The 21222-nt window shown below is 35.4% G+C and carries 17 protein-coding genes; 11 read left to right on the top strand and 6 right to left on the bottom strand.

Annotation, left to right across the window (positions count from 1 at the left end; all coding sequences use genetic code 11):
• Positions 1 to 16: 16 nt before the first annotated feature.
• From FYJ80_RS02480 to FYJ80_RS02460, 5 genes are all read right to left on the bottom strand, one after another.
• Positions 17 to 1606 carry a hypothetical protein gene (locus FYJ80_RS02480; RefSeq protein WP_154424547.1) on the bottom strand — a complete coding sequence of 530 codons (1590 nt, stop codon included), beginning with the start codon at positions 1604 to 1606 and terminating at the stop codon, positions 17 to 19.
• An 11-nt stretch (positions 1607 to 1617) separates the two neighbouring features.
• Positions 1618 to 3978, bottom strand: coding sequence for a hypothetical protein (locus tag FYJ80_RS02475; RefSeq protein WP_154424546.1), 2361 nt, complete (start codon positions 3976 to 3978; stop codon positions 1618 to 1620).
• 4 nt (positions 3979 to 3982) lie between these two features.
• Positions 3983 to 4849: a carbohydrate ABC transporter permease gene (locus tag FYJ80_RS02470; RefSeq protein WP_154424545.1), complete on the bottom strand. Its 867-nt coding sequence runs from the start codon at positions 4847 to 4849 to the stop codon at positions 3983 to 3985.
• A 7-nt stretch (positions 4850 to 4856) separates the two neighbouring features.
• Positions 4857 to 5768, bottom strand: coding sequence for a carbohydrate ABC transporter permease (locus tag FYJ80_RS02465; protein WP_206360927.1), 912 nt, complete (start codon positions 5766 to 5768; stop codon positions 4857 to 4859).
• Positions 5769 to 5834: 66 nt separating this feature from the next.
• A complete protein-coding gene (locus FYJ80_RS02460) occupies positions 5835 to 7214 on the bottom strand; it encodes an ABC transporter substrate-binding protein (RefSeq protein ID WP_154424544.1) in 1380 nt (459 codons plus the stop codon).
• A 137-nt stretch (positions 7215 to 7351) separates the two neighbouring features.
• On the opposite strand from FYJ80_RS02460, the gene FYJ80_RS02455 reads away from it, so the two are divergent.
• On the top strand, positions 7352 to 8842 hold the full coding sequence (locus FYJ80_RS02455) for a response regulator transcription factor (RefSeq protein WP_154424543.1): 1491 nt from the start codon (positions 7352 to 7354) through the stop codon (positions 8840 to 8842).
• Positions 8839 to 10509: a sensor histidine kinase gene (locus FYJ80_RS02450; RefSeq protein ID WP_154424542.1), complete on the top strand. Its 1671-nt coding sequence runs from the start codon at positions 8839 to 8841 to the stop codon at positions 10507 to 10509. Before FYJ80_RS02455 ends, FYJ80_RS02450 begins: the two co-directional genes overlap by 4 nt.
• 24 nt (positions 10510 to 10533) lie before the next feature.
• Here the strand turns inward: FYJ80_RS02450 and FYJ80_RS02445 are convergent, their stop codons facing one another.
• Positions 10534 to 10923, bottom strand: coding sequence for a (deoxy)nucleoside triphosphate pyrophosphohydrolase (locus tag FYJ80_RS02445; protein ID WP_154424541.1), 390 nt, complete (start codon positions 10921 to 10923; stop codon positions 10534 to 10536).
• A gap of 91 nt (positions 10924 to 11014) precedes the next feature.
• On the opposite strand from FYJ80_RS02445, the gene FYJ80_RS02440 reads away from it, so the two are divergent.
• From FYJ80_RS02440 to ilvD, 9 genes are all read left to right on the top strand, one after another.
• Positions 11015 to 12103 (top strand): glycoside hydrolase family 172 protein, encoded by a 1089-nt coding sequence (locus FYJ80_RS02440; protein WP_154424540.1) that lies wholly within the window; start codon positions 11015 to 11017, stop codon positions 12101 to 12103.
• Between the two features lie 9 nt (positions 12104 to 12112).
• Positions 12113 to 13111: a 3-dehydro-L-gulonate 2-dehydrogenase gene (yiaK, locus tag FYJ80_RS02435; RefSeq protein ID WP_154424539.1), complete on the top strand. Its 999-nt coding sequence runs from the start codon at positions 12113 to 12115 to the stop codon at positions 13109 to 13111.
• Between the two features lie 453 nt (positions 13112 to 13564).
• Positions 13565 to 14086, top strand: coding sequence for an acetolactate synthase small subunit (gene ilvN / locus FYJ80_RS02430; RefSeq protein WP_320595932.1), 522 nt, complete (start codon positions 13565 to 13567; stop codon positions 14084 to 14086).
• A gap of 16 nt (positions 14087 to 14102) precedes the next feature.
• On the top strand, positions 14103 to 15095 hold the full coding sequence (gene ilvC, locus FYJ80_RS02425; RefSeq protein WP_206360926.1) for a ketol-acid reductoisomerase: 993 nt from the start codon (positions 14103 to 14105) through the stop codon (positions 15093 to 15095).
• A gap of 21 nt (positions 15096 to 15116) precedes the next feature.
• Positions 15117 to 16715 carry a 2-isopropylmalate synthase gene (locus tag FYJ80_RS02420; RefSeq protein ID WP_154424537.1) on the top strand — a complete coding sequence of 533 codons (1599 nt, stop codon included), beginning with the start codon at positions 15117 to 15119 and terminating at the stop codon, positions 16713 to 16715.
• A gap of 3 nt (positions 16716 to 16718) precedes the next feature.
• Complete coding sequence (gene leuC / locus FYJ80_RS02415) at positions 16719 to 17978, top strand: 3-isopropylmalate dehydratase large subunit (RefSeq protein ID WP_154424536.1); 1260 nt, start codon at positions 16719 to 16721, stop codon at positions 17976 to 17978.
• 12 nt (positions 17979 to 17990) lie between these two features.
• Complete coding sequence (gene leuD / locus FYJ80_RS02410; protein ID WP_154424535.1) at positions 17991 to 18482, top strand: 3-isopropylmalate dehydratase small subunit; 492 nt, start codon at positions 17991 to 17993, stop codon at positions 18480 to 18482.
• Positions 18482 to 19549 carry a 3-isopropylmalate dehydrogenase gene (gene leuB / locus FYJ80_RS02405; RefSeq protein ID WP_154424534.1) on the top strand — a complete coding sequence of 356 codons (1068 nt, stop codon included), beginning with the start codon at positions 18482 to 18484 and terminating at the stop codon, positions 19547 to 19549. Before leuD ends, leuB begins: the two co-directional genes overlap by 1 nt.
• Positions 19546 to 21222 (top strand): dihydroxy-acid dehydratase, encoded by a 1677-nt coding sequence (gene ilvD / locus FYJ80_RS02400; protein ID WP_154424533.1) that lies wholly within the window; start codon positions 19546 to 19548, stop codon positions 21220 to 21222. Before leuB ends, ilvD begins: the two co-directional genes overlap by 4 nt.

The following is a 21222-nucleotide window of genomic DNA, read 5'->3' as shown; positions in this document are numbered from 1 at the left end:
TTAGACCCATTTTGTTTTATCTAAAAGAAATAGGGGAAGTAAATACACAATCTCCATTCTTTTCATATGCTCTAAGATATACAGCGCCTTGGCTTTCTGTTTTTATAGATTTTTTTATGTGGCAACAGCATTCTCTATTTGTTCTTAGTAAGCCTACTTCTATTGCAGGGGAAACGAAACCATTAATATATTGAGTCTGTTGAGTTTCCTTTAACTCTGACAGCTTAAATTCATAACATTTATTAATAATCTCATTATTCCAAAGGACTTTCACTGAACAAATAATTTTAGTGTTTTTATTACCTTCTACTTCAAGAGCTAAACCTGCAGTACTATCTGTTTGCGCTGTTGGGTTTCCATCTGTAACGACATGTAAAACTACTTTTTTACCATCAAAACTTAATCGAGGTAATGTTGAACCACTATCTTTAGGTACATCAAGAGGATCAACCATATCAATTCCTCTAAGCCTTCCAATATAGTCCTTTATCTCTCCATTTTCTGCCTCAAGTTCAATATCCCAAATAGCCGCCTTATGCTTTTTTCCCCATCCAAACTTAAATGAGATAAATCCTTCATAGCTGTCATCACCATTAAAGGAATACTCTCCTGCTATAACATTGCCATCTTGAATTATTTCAACCTTTTCGAGTTTATCAAAACCTGCTACAAACCCGTCTATGTTTATAAATCCATTATGTTTTGGAGCAATGTCCCCTGCTATAGCATTATTTACAATTAATAATGTTTCTATAGGATCCCCACTTGCGGCGGAAGTATGTCTTGCTTTAAGAGCATTCCAAATACTTTCTCTATCAATATTAGGAAGAAAAATTATTGTTCTTCCAGAGCCGTAGCTTCCTGGAGCCGCATTATGATGGTCTGTTGATCCAACTACACCGAAGTGGTGTTTTAAACTTAATCCTCCTTGATATGTATTTTTACCGCTTCTTGGCCCCATAGTATGTAAATACAAAGGATGAGCTTCATAGCTTTCTGCACATCCATGCATTGATACTATCTCTACTACTGGAGATACTTTTTCATTAAAGTATTTCCAACTAATACCTCTGTATCCTTCTTTATATCCAATATGATGAGGCGTTGAAAGGAATCTATCTGTTTGTTTCTCATCTCCATTTAGAAGATTTGTTAATCGATTATCCTCTTCCCCTTCTTCAACTGGATTTGGAAGGTCTTCATCTGTATTTTTACATAAAATAGTATAGTCTCCATACTTAAAACTATGATACTCATAGGAGAAGAATGGAATAAATCCATCACTTTCACACTCTTTCATCAACCTCTTGTACTCAGGCCAATTACGTCTAAGCTTTGCAAAGCCTTCCTTATGATATTTTACAACATCTGGTGGAATCATCATTTTGCTATCATTTTCCATATCAGGCCAAGCAAAATGTCCAGTTACAGAGAAGAAATCTAATTGTGTTTTTGCAAAAGCAATTGCATTCTCGAGTTTTCCGTAACCATAACTAATTCCACAATGGTTATGAATATCTCCAACATATGAATTTAATGAGGAAAACTCTTCATAGATTCCAAGTTCTTTAAGCTCTTTCTCAAAGTTTTTTGCAATTCTATTCATAAATTCCTCCATTAAATATATTGAGTTTTATCATTAGAAGGAGTAAATGAAATAAACTCTTTACCATCAACAAATAAAATGTTTTTATCTTCAATAAAAGTAGGGTTAAGTTTTATTGCATTTTCCTTGAATAATTTTTCATCTATCTCTCTGCCACCTGCTAAGACAAAGTATGCAGATTTTTGTGAATAAGCTCTTAGCTCACAATTTGCTAAATGGTCAGAATATGGAGATAGCTTAGTATTACACCAAATAGCAATCTTACCTTCTCCTAAAGTTAAGAATATCCAATTCTCATACTTTTCAACCTTCTCAAATTTACATTCAGGAAGATATAAATGTGTGAAATCAATAGGATAGTCATCATTTAGTACAAATATACTTGCAAGCATATTTCCATCTTGTCTTACAGCAGGCATTATACCATTTCCATACCAATATCCAGGTCTCATTGAAGATGAGTCTGAAGATGCTCCTGGACAGTTTGCAAAGACAAGGGCCTCTCCTGAAAGTGCTACAGACCACATATGTTGCTGATAACCAAAAGTACCAGGTTCAAAATAGGTAGTACCGTGGAAACGTTCATTAAAGCTCTTAGTATATAAATGAGTATTCAGATATTTCTCTGGATTCTTATCAAGAGTAACATTGTGCCAACGAACAAAATTATCATTCCTTGGTGATTGTACTGAGGTAAGGATATAATCATCTTTTTTATATAGCTTGATTAGTGCATCACCTGTAGAATACTCCTTATCTTGAGAATTATTCATTAACTCGATTAAATCTGAAGGGAGCTGGTATGATGAGGTTGCATAATAGCTAAGCCAGCCTTCTCCAAATGAAGTAGGATTTTCTGGATTAGCAAGGTTCATGAGAGCTTGGGCTCCTTGTTTAAATGGATTAATAACACCTCTATAAACCCTTCCCATTGGAGCAATAATACATCCTTTAAATGTATGGAGTGCTAATTCTCTAAGCATTAAATCTGTAATATTCTTAGCTCTTTTTGAGATTTCTTCATCTGCATAATCGATAATATTTAGTAGGCAGGCAAAGGTGACATTCATGTATACAGTGCTTAAAAATTCCTCGAAGCCATACTCTTCAAGATCATCCATCCATTCTTTTGTAAGCCTACGGCCAAATTCTGATAATTCCTTTCCTGTCATCTTAGCTCTTGGAAAATAATCATCAGGATACATTTGTCCTACAAGCATTGCACATGAGTAGAATAGCAGTGAGTGGTTTTCACTCCAAAAGCACATTGCATCACTACCTTCCATAGTCATCCAATATCTATAGTTTAAAAGTACCTCTTTTATTCTAGCTGAAAGAGTAGGGGCGATCTCATAGTTTTTTAGATATCGTATTACTCCTGAAATAAGAAAATCTGAGCAGTCAAAACGTCTTTCAATTTGATTTAGAGTTTCATAGAAATACTCTTCATCTCTTTTCCCTTCAATTCCTAGAGCCTTACGTGCTAAGATATTTTGGATATAAAATCCGAATTTATCGCCACGTGATAAGCCATCTGCTGCTGCAATCACTCCAAGCATGCGTTTGTAGTTTCCATCTTTATCCTTTATTGACGAATAAATTGGAATAACCTCACTTGCTATTTCAAATCTTCTTGATAGATTTTTAATTTTTAAGAGGATATACGGATTCCCTTTTGGAATATCTACCTCTGTGCAAGGATGAAGCTTTTCCCAGCTATATCTGTATTTTACTTTTCCATAGTCAGGAGAAGCCATGTCAAATCCAAGTTGAATATCATCTCTTTTTGAAGGAAGCATTAATTTATGGTCTTCAAGGACAACATTATCTAGGAAGGTTGCTATTATTTCATCCTCTTTGTTTCCAAATACATGAAATTCAATGTCTTTATCTTCCTCGTATGATATTCCAAACAGATTACGAGTATCTCTAACACCTAAATTTTGGAATAGAATTAATAATTCGTTGTCACCTTTTTTTGCATTTACTACAAAACAATGTTTCTTTATAGGTTTGTATACTGGAATGTCATCATTAGCTACCTTTTCTCCATTAAAAAATACAGTAACAGCCCCATAAGTCCAAATTGTAAGATTAATTTTTTTCTCTTTTTTTGAATGTAAATTTGTTACAGCATTAAATGAGACATAAGATAGTTCAGAGTAGAATGTAGATTTATCTACATAGTAATTACCGTGTGAATAGTAAAAATCCCATTCTTCATGGTTTAGATTAGTAGGATAGCTAAGGTTTCGAATAGCAACCTTTTCTCTAACCCGTTTTTCAAATCTCAACTGATCAACATCTGTAAACTGAGGATCATATTGTTTTTCTATAACATTTGAAATTCTAAATTTATCAACATATTTCATATTTTTAACCTTTAACAGCACCAGCTGTTGTGCCCTGCATAAAGTACTTACTAAATAATAAATAAATTAAAATCATAGGAATAATTGCGAGTGTTGCACCAGCAAACATAATATTCCACGCAGCTGCTCCATCACCATTATTTTTGAGCATATTTACGCCTACTGTAAGAGGTCTCATACTGTCATTTGACATTGTAAAGACTAAAGGAAGTATATATTCGTTCCATCCTGCTCTAAATGATAATAGTGCAACGGTAGATGTAATAGGCTTTAGAAGAGGGAAAATAATTTTATAAAAGGTTTGGAAGAATGTGCATCCATCTATTCTTGCTGCCTCGTCAAGCTCCTTTGGAATTGAATTGACAAATCCTCTACATAAGAAGATATAGGTCGCTTGACCTGTGCCTGTAATTATAAAAATTACACTCCACAAGGATTTATTTAGGTGTAGCTTTACTGAAAGTTCGAATAAAGGTCTTAGTGTTACAGAGCCAACATTTACAAACATAAAAGCTAAGAATATTCCATAAATAAACTCTTTTCCTTTAAATTTTTTTCTTGAAAATACATAGCCTGCCATTGTAGCTGTAATTACAGTAAGAAGCATAACTCCAATGCCAAGGAATATTGAGTTTTTAGTATAAACAGAGAAGTTAGCTGTCTGCCAAGCTTGAATATAGTTTTCAATTACCCACTTTGAAGGAAATAGCTTTGCACCACCAAGTAATAGTTCTTGGTTTTCCTTAAATGAACCTAATATGATATAAATAATAGGATACAGCATTAAGAGAGAAAAAAGGACTGTAATAAAAGAGATAATTCCTCTTCCTATCTTTTGATTTGTAGATAAAATTGCTCTTGATTTTTCCATTTTTTCCTCACATTACATCATCAAGTTTTTTAGCAAACTTATTATAGATTACAGTTACAGCACCAATAATTACGGCAGCAATAATACTTAATACAGTTGCATATCCAATTTGGATATTGAAACTAGATGTTGAACCAAAGATAAGCTGGTAAATGTATAAGAACATTACCTGAGAACGGTTGTTAGGTCCTCCTCCTGTTAATACCATTATCGATTGGTAATCCTTAAAGGCTGTAGTGATAGCTAATAAGAGAATAACTTTTAAAATAGGTGAGAGCATAGGAAGAGTAATCTTAAAGAAGGTTTGTCGTGCATTTGCTCCATCAATCATACAGCTTTCATATACCTCTGAGGAAACGCTTGAAAGTCCTGATAGAAAGTAAATCATATAGTTACCAACACCACCCCAAACAGCAACGATAATAACAGATGTCATTACCCATTTAGCATCTCCAAGCCAATCAATTGGTGCTGATATCAAATGCATAGATTGTAATACAGTGTTTAAAGGTCCCTTAAATACTGCAAATATAAAGGTAAAGATAAGAGCATAAATTGATGCACTTATTACTGTAGGTAGAAAGAATATCATTTTAAAGCCTTTGCTACCTGGAATATTTTTGTGAATTATTACAGCTAAAAGAAGAGAGAGAGGTATTACAATAATTAACTTACAAATAGCATATTCAAATGTGTGTAATACACTTTGCCAAAATACTACATCGGTAAAAGCTCTTTTTATATTATCTAAGCCGGTGAAGTATGCAACAAATCCATTGTAATCATATAGAACATATCTAAACAACCAGAAGAATGGATATATTGAAGTTATAAGTAGCAGTATTAAGCTTGGAGAAAGCATTAATCCTGCGCTAATACCTTCCTTTCTTCTGAGCCTTTTTGCTTCTTGTGTCATCATTTAAGTTATCTCCTGAAAAAATAACCCGGATGAGTATTCCCACCCGGGTGAAGGTTTAAAGTTAAATTACTTTGATAAGTATGAAATTTCACCAGCGTTAGGATTAAGTGGATCGTAATTAGCAATTACAACTCTTTTTACTTTGCCAAGTTTAATATCCTTCTCAAGTGCTTCATTATATCTCTTGTTAAGATCTGCAATACACTTATCAACATCTGTGCCACTAACAATACAGTTCCAAATTGCTTTAGCATAGCTATCTCCAGCAACAGAAACTGCAGGTACAGAAGGATATAAGCCTTCATAGCTTACTGGCGCGAAATCTGCTAAGCGACCAATTTTTGACATATCAACAACACTCTGCATGTATATTGAGAGAGGAAGTGCATAACCTTTTTCTACATAACCCTTTACAACACTTTCACTATTTAGATATTTTACTACTTCCCAAGCTGCATCCTTATTTTTAGATGATGAGAACATGAAAAGACCTTTCTGTGGACGAGAATCTACTGTTCCCTTTGTTGTTCCATCTAGTGAAGGAAGTTCTGTTACAGCCCATTCAAAATCTTTAATAGGGAATTGGTCAGTAAATACACCTGCTTCTTGTGATGCATTACCCCAAGTTGCAAATGTACCATTAGCGAACTGAGCTCTCATTGCATCAACGCCTTGGGTATTTGAACCAGGGAACATTGCGCCCTCTTTGAAGAATCTTTGAGCTAAGAGCATTGCTTCTTTGTAGCCATCAAAATTGAATACACCGTTTTTATAGTCATAGTGGTAAATACCACTCTTGTTGATAATACCCTCTAACCATCTTTCAAATTGAGCAGATGCACATGTTGAAATACCATAATATTCTCCATTGCCATCTTTTGAAATCTGAATAGTCATATCTACAAGCTCTTCAAGAGTCTTTGGGAACTCTGTATAACCTGATTTCTTAAGTAAATCAACGTTATAAATCATTCTAGTACCACTTCTCATTACATTGTAAATACCATAAGGTTTACCATCGATAGCATTGATACCTTCTACAATGTGCTTACTTGCATCTGTTACCTTTTCAAATTCAGGATCCTTTAAAAGGGATTCAGGATATGCTTCAAGCATGCCAGACTTAACAAAAGTTTGTAAATCAAAACCTGTTCCTCTTGCATTCATATAGAATAAATCTGGTGCATTTCCTGATGTGTAAGACATTACGAGCATGTTAGGATAGTCTTCAACAATAGTTGTGAGCTTTATTTCTATTTTATCGTTACTATTATTAAAGTCCTCTACAACTTTAGACATATATTCAGCGTCATGTCTGTCATTTGTCCAAATTTCAACTACTGTCTTTTCTGTTTTTGTAGTAGCTGCAGCTTCTTGTGAGCCTGATGCAAAAACTAAAGAAAGTGTACAAGCAATAAGCATTGCAATCAATACAATCTTTTTCATTTATATCTCCTTTTTTTTTGTTGTTGATAAAATTCTGAGTCTATTTTTTTAATCCTTGTATGACTCTTATTTTAGTAAATGTAACATTTTTTTAGGTTGCTATTTTGGTTTATGGTTATTTATAGTATTGAGTAGGTATGAGTAGTAAAACATTTTCAATTATAATAATAGATGATGAACCTTCAATTCGAAATGGGATTAAAAATATTATTGAAAAGGATCTTGAAGGTGTTTTTATTCCAGCTCTAGCTAAAAATGCGGCTGAGGGTTTTGAATTAATAAAGCAGTATAATCCTGATTTAATTATTTCAGATATTGTAATGCCAGGATTAACAGGATTAGAGCTATTAAAAAATCTTAGAGAAGAAGGGTATGATACTCCTGTAATATTAATCAGTGGTTATGATGAGTTTGCTTATGCTCAACAAGCAATTAAGTTATCTGTTAGTGCATATATATTGAAACCTATATCAAAAAATGAATTATTAGCAACAATCTTAAAAGAGATGAATAATAAGGTTGAAAATAATAAATACAGGTATGATGACGAGGCTATAAAAGCCGCATCAAATATGTTTTTAGAACGGCTTATTAGGGGTGAAGTGAAATCAGAAGAGGAAGCATCTAAGGGGATTAAAGCCTTTATTCCTAATATGAAGGAGGGGGATAAAACAGTTTGTATTATTGTTGCAAAGTCAAAGGCTGTTGATTTATCTGCTATAGATTATTTAGCTTCATTTCCTTATTTAGGATATACTATCGTAATTTTGCCTGGAAAAGAGCAATATGCTATTCACTCAATGAGAATACTACTAGAGTATGATAATACCTTACAAATAAGTGTTGGGTGCAGTGTTAATCAATTCTTTTTATTAACAAAGTCATATAATAGTGCATTACTCTCTCTTTCATATTCATTTTATAAGAATGGAAATAAACTTTTTACTCAAAGTGATATTTCTACCATTAGACCTAATATGACTACAAGCGATATAGATAGTGAGAGTGTTAAATCTATTTTACTCACAAGAAATGAAGAAGAAATTGAAAAATGGATTGATAAATTTATAAACTCTTTACTTGATGGAGGAACACCTCCTCCTAACTATATTAAAGGAATGTGTATCTTTTTATTAAATGATGTAACAAAAAGATTATATGATTCCTCCTTGCTCAATAAAAATTATTTAGAAAATTTATCTACAGCTGATATAAATATGGTTGATAGCATAGGTGAGTTAAAGGATATTCTTAATAGCAAGCTAAAATATTTAATGAATATTTCAATTCCTAATTCAATCATGGGCAATGATCCTATAATTCATCGTGCGAGACAAATGGTGCTATCAAGTTATGATAAATTAATAAAATCATCAGATATTGCAGAAAAACTTGGGATGAATGCTTCCTATTTCTCTGTATATTTTAAAAACAAGACTGGTGAGAATTTTAGAGATTTTACAAACAGAGTAAAGATAGATGAGGGGAAAAGATTATTAATTGAAAGTGATCTATCTGTTGAAGAGATTGCTCTTTCTCTAGGTTACTCTGATTATAGATCCTTTAATAGAATATTTAGAGGACAAACAGGAAAGACTCCTTCGGATTTTAGGAAAGATAAAGTATGAAAAATTACTCTGATTTAAAATTGCATCAGAAAATATCTATAGTAATGGCTACTATCTTTTTATCCCTTGCTATTATTTTAACATCTATCAGTTTAATGATGTTTACATCTTTTTATGAAAAAGAGGCAACTGATATTGCAACTCAATGGGCAAGAGTTTCTGAAAGAAATATCAGTCAGATTTGGTCTAATATTAGCGAGAGAGTATTAAAAACAGTAGTTAAGGGAGATTTTGTTACTAAAATTACAAATACAAAATTATCAGAGTTACAAAAAAGGGTTGATTTACAGGATTCAATTGAGAATATTAATTCATCCTCATCATTTATTTATTCATCCTTTTTCTTAACAAATAATAATGAAATTATTTATTCCTTTAATGATATTCCAACAGATGAATTAGGTAACTTTACTTTTGATAAATTGAAAAATATTGACGGCATTACTGTGTTAAAGGAGTGTAACTCTCCATTTAAAAGAGATGGTTTAGTTATTCCTATTTTAATACCTTATAAACAAATAGATAGTTCTCCTTATCTTGGGATTACATCTGATAGAGATGTTAATTTGATACTTGTAATCTTATTGAATTCTACTTTACTAAAAAATGAACTATATGAGAGTACTTCAAAGGAAGTCTTTTTAAATCCTAGATTATTTTTTAATGGAGAATTAATTTTAGGCCCTGAATTCGATATTGGTGATATGCTTGTTGTTAGAAATGAATGCTCAATTGAAGGCTTAGAGGTAGAAATCTCTGTAAATAGATCAGAGCTTACACCAATGAAGAGTATTTTATTTATTTGGGTTATTAGTCTTACTTTTATATTAATTTTAATAGGTGTTATTTTAATTCGTTTAACAGCATTACGTTTAACAGCACCATTCTCCCGTATTACCCGTATGATGAGGGAGATGAAGGATAGTTCGTATCATTTTGATGTAAAGCCTGAAAACAGTGATGAATCAGGATTATTAATTGCTGGATTGAATGATATGTACAAGGAACTATCAGATACAATGCAAAGAATAAAGGAGGAGGAAGAACAAAAATATAAGTATCTTTCTCAAATGCTTACAGAGCAAATTAATCCTCATTTTACATACAACACTTTAGAAATGATAAATATGGAAATTGCTAGTGGAAATTATTTAAGTGCTTCTGATATGGTTTCTGCTTTTTCTCTCTTTTTACGACATTCACTAAATCATGGAGAATATTTGATTACTGTTTCTAATGAGCTACTTCAAGTTGAAAATTATATGAAGATAATGAACTATCGGTTAAATGGAGTAATTGAATTCAGAGTTAACGTTTTAGATGATTGTAGTGATATTTTAATTCCTAAATCAATATTGCAGCCTTTAGTTGAAAACTCGATAAAACATGGTTTTGATAACTTAAATTCGTCCATGCTTTTTAATCCTTTTATCGAGGTAAGTATAAAAAAAGAAGAAGATGTTCTAATTATCAGTGTTGTTGATAATGGTATTGGAATTGATATTGAAAAAGCAAATGCTTCTATTTCTGGAGATGATAATAAGCAGGTAGGACTTGCTAATATTTCAAAGCGATTAAAGATGTTTGATAAAGATTGTATTATCTCTTTTTACTCAATTCCTTACTTTTCAAATGAAGTAAAAATTGAAATACATTTAAATAACTAATTACTGCATTCCCTGCTTTAATAATTATACAATTAACGTCTTCACAGTTTCTAAAACTTCTAAATCTGCAGGAAGCCAATTAACTGTTTTTAGCTCATCCTTTTTAAGCCATTTAGCATTTTCATGCTCCTTTAATATTAAGCTTCCACTTATTATCCTAGCTTGATAGCATAGCATAGAAAGATGGAAATTAGGGTAATCATACTCAACAGCTTTAATTAAAGATCTAACCTCTATTTTTGTATCAAGCTCCTCTAATATTTCACGCTTTAAAGCTTCTTCTGGGCTTTCACCTGCTTCAATCTTACCACCTGGAAACTCCCACCAATCCTTATACTCTCCATATCCTCTTTGAGTTGCAAATACTTTTTTATTATCGATGATTACTGCGGCTACAACTTTTATACTTTTCATTTTAAGTGGAATATACCACAGTAAGCGGTTTTTTTCCTTAAAAACTAAAAATAGACTTGAAATTAGAGTTGAATTTAATGACCATTTTAATATGGATGATTTAATTTTTAAGAGAAATACTATTATTTCTAGATCGATAAATGCAGAAAATAGAAATGGAGAGAAGGGTAGAGGAGGAATGGCATCCTCTGTCTTAGGACCTTCTAGAAAGGGTTCTCCTTGCTTACTAAATATCTTACCTAATTCGATAACAGAGTTATGTAATATTACAGGACTAGGTATGATAAGACATATTTGGATTACAGTTGATGATAGAACAGATGATAAAAATAGATTTCTTCTTCGAGATATTGTTTTAAGAATGTATTGGGATGATGAAGAATATCCATCTGTAGAGGTTCCTCTTGGTGATTTCTTTTTAAATGGATTTGGAGAAACCTATCCAGTTAACTCAGCTCTAGTACAGGTTGTTCCTTTAAGAGGCTATAACTGCTACTTTAAGATGCCTTTTAGAAAGAGCGCAAGAATAACTATTGAAAACCAACATGCAAATCCTATTCCAGCCTTCTTTTATCAAATTGATTATACTCTAGGTGATGCTATAGATGATGATACTCTTTACTTTCATGCTCAGTGGAGAAGAGAAAATCCAACAGTTTTAAAGAAGGATTATACACTCCTTGATAATATAAAGGGTGAAGGTGCATACCTTGGAACCTTTCTATGTATTTCAACTCTATCAAGGTACTGGTATGGAGAGGGTGAGATGAAATTCTATATAGATGGCGATGAGGAATATCCAACTATATGTGGAACTGGAGTTGAAGATTATTTTGGAGGCTCCTGGAGCTTTGCTCGCCATGAAAACAATAAGACAATTGAGACAAATTATTCATATCCTGATTTAGGATATCCATTTTACTCTCGCCATGATACAGGACTATACAATGCTTATCATAACGATGATGTTCCACCTATGAGAGCCTTCTATCGTTGGCATTTAAATGACCCTATTTTCTTTAAAAAGGATTTAAAAGTTACAGTTCAACAGATTGGAGTATCACATAGTGGACTTTTTGAAAGGTCTGATGACTACTCATCTGTTTCTTTTTATTATCAAAGTGAGCCGCATCAAAAATTTCCTGAATTGCCTAAAAAAGAATTAAGATGGCCACGCTAGGAGGTTTTTATGGTAATTAGCTATGAAGATTTATTTAATTTAATGAAGGAAAAGCTAGTAAAGCACTCTTGTCCTGAGGATTTAGCTACACGTGCTGCAAGAAATATGGCTTCATCCTCTCGCGATGGAGTTCTCTCACATGGAGTTTATCGATTTGAAAGACTTATTACTATGATAGATAGTGGATTTGTTAAGCCTGCAAATCGCCCAAGCTTAGAAAGAAGTCTAGGAGCCTTAGAGGTTTGGAATGGTAACCTTGGAATGGGTAATACTAATGCTGAGGATATGATGACTAGGGCTATTGAGCTTGCTAATAGCTATGGAATTGGCTGTATCGCTTTATCTCATACAAACCATTGGATGAGAGGCGGTGCATTTGGTGCTCAAGCTGCAGAAAAGGGTTATGCAGCAATTTGCTGGACAAATACAATTGCAAATATGGCTCCTTGGGGTGCTGCTAATAAAGCTATCGGAAATAACCCATTAGTAATGGCTGTCCCATATAAAGATAGCTATGTGCTTTTTGATGGAGCTATGTCTCAATTTTCTTATGGAGCTCTAGAGAAGGCTATAATAGCAGGAAAAAAGCTTCCAGTTCCTGGTGGCTATGATAAGGATGGCAATCTGACAGATGATCCAAAGGCAATTAGCGAAAGTGGAAGAGTACTACCTATGGGGTTCTGGAAGGGCTCAAGTATATCAATATTAATGGATATGATGGTTAACTCAATAGCAGGTGGTTTTACAGTCCCTGATATAGCTAAGCAGGGTAATACTCCTCTAGCAGAGCGTGATTTATCTCAAATATTTATAGCTATTAAGGTAGAGAAGGGTATTGGTGATAATGCTGTTTCAAATATAGTGGAGGCTATAAAGGGTTGTACTCCATTAGATGGTGCTAGTAGTGTTAGGTATCCAAGTGAGAATTTAATGAAAATTAGAGAAAAAAGCTTAAAGGATGGAATCGAAATCACAGATGATTCCTATAATAGAATAGTTAATTTATAGCTAATTTTTTAAGATAAGTAAGCGTTTTGCTTGCTTATCTTAAAATTATCATAAGATATATCATATGTAGTCACGTATATATAATGCTAATAGGATAATATTTTTATAAATTGATATAATATAAAATCTTATTTCTAAAACTAGACATTTGTATATATTTTAATGTGTTTTGTTTTATGAATAAATGGTGAAAAAAAATACATTTTTTTGTATAACACATTGACTTAAGAGTAGAAAAAGTTGTAAATACTTGTTATCAAGCTTAGAGATTAAAGGAGGTCAAAGATGACAGTTTTTAAAACAATAGATATTAAAAAGCCACTTCCTTTGATCGCTCTTATTTCTCTTATTATTGTAGTGCTACTTAGAAACTAAACCACCGGCTTAGTTCTTTTTTGTTGTAGCCCGTGGTTAAAAAGAATCACGGGTTATTTTTTTTATTAGGAGGTCTTGATGGAAAACATGAAGAGACGAACGACTCTTGCAATACTTGTTAATAACAAAGCAGGTGTTCTCATGCGTGTTGTCGGTCTGTTTTCTCGCCGCGGCTATAATATTGACTCACTTTCTGTAAGCGAGACAGAAAATCCACTCATTAGCCGTATTACTATTGTCGTTACTTGTGACGCAATTATTATTGAGCAAATAAAGAGACAGGTAGAAAAGCTATTTGATGTAATTAGAGTATATGAAATGACTCAGGGTGGATCCTTACAGAGAGAACTTGTCTTAATTAAGGTAAAGGCAGATGAGGAAACTCGTTCTCACATCGTTGAAATCGGGGACATCTTCAAAGCTAAGATTATTGATGTCACTCCTTATACTGTAACAATGCAATTAACTGGAACAAGTGAGAAATTAGATTCATTCTTCTCACTTATCAAGTCTTATGGAATTGTAGAGCTTGTTAGAACTGGTACTACTGCTCTTGAACGTGGTTCTAGAGCTTTAAGCGATATTGAATTTGAAAATTAAACTCATGGAGGATGATATGAGCAAAATGTATTATGAACAGGACGGAAATCTGGACTTACTCAAGGGTAAGACAGTTGCTATCATCGGTTACGGCAGCCAGGGACATGCACATGCCCTTAACTTGCACGAGAGCGGTGTTGATGTTGTTGTAGGTCTTTATCAGGGATCTAAGAGCTGGGCTAAGGCTGAGGAAGCAGGACTAAAAGTAATGACTGCAGCAGAGGCTGCTAAGGCTGCTGATATCATCATGATCTTAGTAAATGATGAGAAACAGGCAAAGCTCTATAAGGAAGCTATTGAACCAGGTCTAACAAAGGGTAAGTATCTTGCTTTCGCTCATGGCTTTAATATTCATTTCGGCCAGATTAAGCCACCAGCAGATGTTAACGTAATTATGATCGCACCAAAGGGACCAGGTCATACAGTAAGAAGCCAGTTCCAGGAAGGTAAGGGTGTTCCATCTCTTATTGCAGTTCATCAGGACCCATCTGGTGATTCAGAGCAGATCGCTCTTGCATATGCTTGTGGTATTGGTGCTGGTAGAGCAGGTGTATTTGTTACATCCTTCAAGGAAGAGACTGAGACAGACCTCTTTGGTGAGCAGGCTGTTCTTTGTGGTGGTGTTACAGCTCTTATTAAGGCTGGATTTGATACTCTTGTTGAAGCTGGTTATCAGCCAGAGATGGCATACTTTGAGTGCTGTCACGAAATGAAGCTTATCGTTGACCTCATCAACCAGGGGGGTCTTGCATATATGAGATATTCAATCTCTGATACAGCTGAATATGGCGACTATATTACAGGACCAAAAATCATCACAGATGATACTAAGAAGGCAATGAAGGAAGTTCTTAAGGATATCCAGGAAGGAACCTTTGCTCGTAACTGGTTATTAGAGAATATGGTAGGTAGACCATACTTTAATGCTCGTAAGAGAATTGAAGCAGAGAGCCTCTTAGAGACAACAGGTGCTCGCCTCAGAAGCCTCATGAGCTGGCTTAAGAAATAATCTTAATTAGGAGTTATAGAGATGGCAGATAGAGTCTATTTTTTTGATACAACGCTAAGAGATGGTGAGCAGGCTCCAGGTTACTCCATGAACTTGGAAGAGAAAATTAAAATTGCAAAGCAGCTCGAAGCACTAGGAGTAGATATCATTGAGGCTGGCTTTGCCATCTCATCTCCTGGTGATAAAGAGAGTGTTACTGCAATTGCTGGTGCAATAAAAAACTGTACAGTTGCATCCTTAGCTCGTGCCTTAAAGAAGGATATTGATGCAGCCTATGATGCTGTTAAGCATGCAGTAAGCCCTAGAATTCACCTCTTTTTAGCAACAAGTGATCTTCACCTACAATATAAGCTGAAAATGAGTAGGGAGGAGGCTCTTGAAAGAATTAAAGAGAATGTACGTTATGCTTCTTCTCTTTGTTCTAATGTTGAGTTTAGCTTGGAGGATGCTACAAGAACAGATCTTGATTATATGTGTCGTGTAGTTGAACTCGCAATTAAGGAGGGTGCAACAACAGTTAACCTTCCTGATACAGTTGGTTATTCTACTCCTGATGAGATCGCACTTATGGTCTCATATGTAAGAAATCACGTTCCAAATGTTGATAAAGCTATTCTTTCTATGCACTGTCATAATGACCTTGGCCTTGCAGTATCAAACTCAATGGCTGGTGTTGTAGCTGGTGCAAGACAGATTGAGTGTACTCTTTGTGGTATTGGTGAAAGAGCTGGTAACGCAGCTATGGAGGAGCTTGCAATGCTTATGCATACTCGTCCTGATTTATATCCATACCAGAATAATATTGTTACTACAGAGATTACTCGTTCTGCTAGATTATTATCCTCTACTACTGGTGTAAAGATTAATCCATCTAAGGCTATTGTTGGTCAAAATGCATTTGCACATGAGTCTGGTATCCACCAGCATGGTGTTATGGCAAATAGTAAGACCTATGAGATTATGACTCCAGAGAGTGTTGGCTTAACCCAAACCAATTTAGTACTTGGAAAGCACTCAGGTCAGCATGCCTTTACTAAGAAGCTTGTAGAGCTTGGTTATGATTTACCAAAAGAGGATGTTGATCGCCTATTTGCAGAGTTCAAGAAGCTGACAGATAGAAAGAAAACTATCTCTGATAGAGATATTATCGCTTTAGTAGAATCTACAGAGGATGTTAAGAGTCAGCTTTGGACACTTGATAATTTCGTTGTTAATAGTGGTAATCATATGACTGCAACAGCATGTATTACTCTCAAAAAGGGTGAAAAGCTCTATCAAGAGGTTGCTGCTGGTACAGGTCCTGTATATGCCGCATTAAGAACGGTAGAAAAGATTATTAAACACCCATTCAGCCTTGAGGATTATCAATTACAGGCTGTAACGGAACATAGGGACGCTCTCGGGGAAGTATTAGTCAAAATTAGCGATAACAATGGTGTGTTCCGTGGTAGAGGTGTTTCAACCGATGTTATTGAAGCAAGTATTTTAGCTTGTCTCAATGCTGTTAATAAGATGCTCGATGAGAATTCGAGTGGTATGAGAACTGGTGAAAGTGCCATGAAGATGAGCTTTGAAAATGATATGCTCATGGGTCACACCGATAAAACTGAGGAGAAGTGAGTTATGGGAATGACTATAACTGAGAAAATCTTAGCCAAAGCAGCCGGATTAGATAGTGTACATTCAGGTCAATTAATTATGGCTGATTTATCAATGGTTCTTGGAAATGATATTACTAGCCCAGTTGCTATTAAGGAATTTCCAAAATTTGGAAAGAAGACTGTCTTTGATAATACTAAGGTTGCAATGATCCCTGATCACTTTGCTCCTAATAAAGACATTAAAGCGGCAGAGCAATGCAAATGTGTAAGATGCTTTGCTAATGAACAAAATATTAAAAACTACTTTGAAGTAGGTGAGGCTGGAATCGAGCACGCTCTTCTTCCTGAGAAGGGATTAGTTACAGCAGGAGATGTTGTAATTGGTGCTGATAGCCACACCTGTACCTATGGTGCCCTTGGTGCCTTCTCTACTGGAGTTGGTTCTACAGATATGGCTTGTGGAATGGCAACAGGAAAGGCATGGTTCAAGGTTCCATCATCAATTAAGTTTGTTTTAAAGGGTAAGTTTAATAGATATGTAACTGGTAAGGATCTTATCTTACATATAATTGGACAAATTGGAGTTGATGGTGCTCTTTATAAAAGCATGGAATTTACAGGAGAGGGAGTTGCTTCCCTTTCAATGGATGATAGATTTACAGTTTGTAATATGGCTATCGAGGCTGGTGCAAAGAATGGTATCTTCCCAGTTGATGAAAAGACCTTAGCTTATTTAAAGGAAGCTGGTGCTAAGACTCCTGTAATCTTTAATAGTGATAGTGATGCTAGCTATGACGAAGTAATTGAAATTGATTTGTCTAAGCTTGAAAGCACAGTATCCTTCCCACACCTCCCATCTAATACAAAAACCTTTAGTAATATGCCTAAAGTAAAGATTGACCAGGTTGTTATTGGTTCTTGTACTAATGGTAGAATTTCAGATTTAAGAGCTGCTGCTGAAATCTTGAAGGGAAGACATATTGATAAGTCTGTTCGTGCTATCATTATTCCTGCAACTCAAAAGATATATCGTGAAGCAATGCATGAAGGTCTTTTTGATATTTTCCTTGATGCTGGCTGTGTAATTTCTACTCCTACCTGTGGACCATGTCTTGGTGGCTATATGGGTATCTTAGCTGCCGGAGAAAGAGCTATTTCAACTACAAATAGAAACTTTGTTGGAAGAATGGGTCATGTAGAGAGTGAGGTTTACCTTGCTTCTCCACATGTAGCTGCAGCAAGTGCTGTAACTGGTTATATTACAGATCCAAATGCACTATAAGGAGGAGTGATTATGAAGACTAAAGGAAAGGTATTCAGATATAAGGATAATGTTGATACAGATGTAATCATTCCTGCACGCTATTTAAATACTAGCAATGCTGAGGAGCTTGCTTCTCACTGCATGGAGGATATTGATAAGGATTTCGTTAAGAAGGTTAAAAAGGGTGATATCATCGTAGCTGATAAAAACTTTGGATGTGGCTCTAGCCGTGAGCACGCTCCATTAGCTATTAAAACAAGTGGTATTGGATGTGTAATTGCTCGTTCCTTTGCTCGTATCTTCTATAGAAATTCAATTAATATTGGTCTTGCTATCCTAGAGTGTGAAGAGGCTTGCGACAATATTGAAGCAGGTGATGAGGTAGAGGTTGATTTCGATAGTGGAGTAATTAAGAACCTTACTAAAAATGAGGAGTATCAGGCTGAACCATTCCCTCCATTTATGCAGAGCTTGATATCTGCAGGCGGGCTAGCTCCATATATGGCAAAGGAGAATAATTAATGAATTTAAAAATTGCTGTAGTTCCAGGTGATGGAATTGGACCAGATATTGTTGCACAGGCAATTAGAGTTTTAGATAAGGTTTGTCAGCTAAATAACCATAGTGTAAGCTACGAGACTGTTCTTGCAGGTGGAGCTGCTATTGATAAGGTGGGAGTATCTCTTCCTCCTGAGACTCTAGAGGTATGTAAAAAGAGCGATGCAGTTCTTCTTGGTGCTGTAGGAGGTCCTAAATGGGATAAGGTTGAGTCCTCTAATAGACCTGAAAAGGCTCTTTTAGGACTTAGAAGTGGCTTAGGACTCTTTTGTAATCTTAGACCAGCTATTTTATATAAGCAGCTAAAAAGTGCTTGTCCTCTTCGTTCAGATATCATTGGTGATGGCTTAGATATCATGGTTGTTAGAGAGCTAACTGGTGGTATTTACTTTGGTAAAAAGGGTAAAAGCGAAGATGGAAATGAAGCTTATGATATCATGAGCTACACAAGGCCTGAGATCGAAAGAATTGCAAGAAAGGCCTTTGAAATTGCTCAAAAGAGAAATGGAAAGGTAACTAGTGTCGATAAAGCAAATGTTCTTGAGACAAGTAGACTTTGGAGAGCAACTACTGAAGAGGTTAAGAAGGATTATCCAGATTGTAGCTTAGACCATCTTTATGTTGATAACGCTTCAATGCAGCTAGTTAGAAACCCACATCAATTTGATGTTATTTTAACTGAGAATATGTTTGGTGATATTTTATCTGATGAAGCAAGTATGATTACTGGTTCTATTGGTATGCTTCCATCTGCATCCTTGAGAGAGGATAGCTTTGGTATGTATGAACCAATACATGGCTCTGCACCAGATATTGCGGGCTTAGATATTGCTAATCCAATTGCAACTATTTTGTCTATAGCTATGATGCTCAGATATACCTTCAGCTTAGCTAAGGAAGCAGATAGTGTTGAAGCTGCTGTTTATCAAGCACTTGAGGATGGCTACAGAACTCCAGATATCTATACAGATGGAATGATTAAGGTCGGTACTGTTGGAATGGGTGACGCTATAGTGGAGAGAATTAAATGAAAAGAAGTGATGTAATGACACAGGGGCCAGAAAGAGCTCCTCATAGAAGCCTTATGAAGGCTCTCGGATGGACAGATAAAGAAATTAATATGCCAATGATTGGTATCGTCTCTGGTTATAATGAGATAATCCCAGGACATGTACAGCTTAATCGTATTGTTGATGCTGTAAAGGCTGGAGTTAGAGAAGCTGGTGGTAATCCTGTAACCTTCCCTGTTATTGGTGTTTGTGATGGTATTGCAATGGGACACACCGGTATGAAGTACTCTCTTGCTTCCCGTGAGCTAATTGCTGATTCAATTGAGGTTATGGCTACAGCTCATCCTTTTGATGCCTTAGTACTTGTTCCAAACTGCGATAAAATTGTACCTGGTATGCTTATGGCTGCCCTAAGATTAAATCTTCCTACTATCGTTGTATCTGGTGGTGCAATGCTAGCTGGTCACCTTCCAGGAGGGGACAAGAGAGGAATGAGTCTTTCTAGCATGTTTGAAGCAGTAGGTAAGCATGCAGCTGGAAAGATGAATGATGAGGAGCTTCTTCAGTGGGAAAATAGTGTATGTCCTTCATGTGGCTCATGCTCAGGTATGTACACTGCAAATAGTATGAACTGTCTTTGTGAGGCTATTGGTGCTGCGCTTCCTGGAAATGGAACTATACCTTGTGTATATTCAGCAAGAGAGAGACTTGCCAAGGAAAGTGGCTATAAGATTATGGAGCTTCTAGAGAAGAATATTAGAATTCGCGATATCATGACTCCAGATGCATTTGAAAATGCTTTAAAGGTTGATATGGCTCTTGGCTGCTCAACAAATACTATGCTTCACCTGCCAGCATTAGCTCATGAAGCGGGCTTTAAGATTGATATTTTCAAAGCTAATGAGATCTCTGCACAGGTTCCAAATCTTTGTCACCTAGCTCCAGCTGGTAAGGACCATATTGAGGATTTAAATCTTGCTGGTGGTGTTATGGCTGTAATGAAGGAGCTTGATAAGAAGAATCTTCTTAAGAGAGATTTGATGACTGTAACCTGTCATCCAATTTCAGATAGCTTTGATAAGGCTCATAACTGGGATAATGAGGTTATTAGACCTATTGATAACCCATATTCTGCAACTGGTGGTATTGCAGTCCTTCGTGGAAACCTTGCTCCAGATGGTGCTGTTGTTAAGAGATCAGCAGTAGCTCCAGAGATGCTAGAGCATACAGGTAAGGCAAAGGTATATAACAGTGAAGAGGAAGCTATTGCAGCAATCTTCTCCGGTAAGATTGTCTCAGGAGATGTAGTTGTTATTAGATATGAAGGACCAAAGGGTGGTCCAGGTATGAGAGAGATGCTCTCCCCAACCTCAGCTATTGCAGGTATGGGACTTGATAAGGAAGTAGCATTGATTACAGATGGTAGATTCTCAGGTGCTACTCGTGGTGCTTCAATTGGACATGTATCTCCAGAGGCTGCTCTAGGTGGTACTATTGCCTTAGTTGAAAGTGGTGATGAAATACACATCGATATTAACAATGGAGTTCTTGAGCTCTTAGTAAGTGATGAAGTATTAGAGGAAAGAAGAAAGAATTTAAAGCCACATCAGCCTAAGATTAATAGTGGATACTTAGCACGCTATGCTCAGAGAGTTACATCTGCCAATATGGGTGCTATCTTTAAGGAGAATTAA

The organism is Bullifex porci (assembly GCF_009695635.1).
GTDB classification, from domain to species: domain Bacteria; phylum Spirochaetota; class Spirochaetia; order Sphaerochaetales; family Sphaerochaetaceae; genus Bullifex; species Bullifex porci.
The sequence above is the reverse complement of the archived record's forward strand: the minus strand, read 5'-3'. Positions and strand labels throughout refer to the sequence as shown.